The organism is Cohnella baijiui (assembly GCF_020731285.1).
Classification (GTDB): domain Bacteria; phylum Bacillota; class Bacilli; order Paenibacillales; family Paenibacillaceae; genus Cohnella.
This window is the reverse complement of sequence record NZ_JAJFOW010000435.1, coordinates 1-222: the sequence shown is the minus strand read 5'-3', so window position 1 is coordinate 222 and position 222 is coordinate 1. Positions and strand designations below refer to the sequence as shown.

The following is a 222-nucleotide window of genomic DNA, read 5'->3' as shown; positions in this document are numbered from 1 at the left end:
GATCGCACCGCTTCCCGTACCAATATCAGCAACCTCAAGCACAGCTTCCTCAGACCAGATCATACGCGCGCGACGTATAATCTCCTCAACCAACAGCTCCGTTTCCGGGCGCGGAATCAGCACGGAGGGATTCACCTCGAATGCGAGGCCATAAAACTCCTGTTCACCAACAATATACTGCATCGGCTCTCCGGCTGCACGCCGTGCTATTACTACTTGAAC

Annotated in this window: 1 pseudogene; it reads right to left on the bottom strand. The window is 54.1% G+C overall.

The annotated features are described in order from the left end of the window. Window positions 1-222 (bottom strand): annotated as a pseudogene (locus LKX83_RS33275) (protein-(glutamine-N5) methyltransferase, release factor-specific); the annotation flags it as partial.